The sequence below is a fragment of the Haemophilus sp. HMSC066A11 genome (genome assembly GCF_001811665.1).
Taxonomy (GTDB): Bacteria; Pseudomonadota; Gammaproteobacteria; order Enterobacterales; family Pasteurellaceae; genus Haemophilus; species Haemophilus influenzae.
In genome coordinates this window covers 345-561 of the sequence record NZ_KV805893.1, presented here as the reverse complement: position 1 = coordinate 561, position 217 = coordinate 345, and the positions used below count along the sequence as shown (strand labels likewise).

Below are 217 nucleotides of genomic sequence, written 5' to 3'. Positions count from 1 at the left end.
TTTTTTCTTTAGATACTCGAATTGTTCGTGTAAATACCCTGTAACAATGACAATATTGTCGATATTTGCTTGACGTAGAAAAGTGAGTGTCCGTTCTAAGTTAGGTGTGCCGTGAATATCTAACAATGATTTATGTGTGCTTTGTGTGATGTCTTTAAAACGACTGCCTAGGCCTGCTGCTAAAATGATTGCATTCATTTTTGTTCCCCTTTGTAAT

General features: G+C 35.9%; 1 protein-coding gene. It reads right to left on the bottom strand.

Annotated features, from left to right (window positions below):
- A partial coding sequence (locus HMPREF2813_RS10045) for an NTP transferase domain-containing protein (protein ID WP_261673697.1) occupies positions 1 to 198 on the bottom strand: 198 nt, incomplete at its 3' end.
- Positions 199 to 217: the final 19 nt, after the last annotated feature.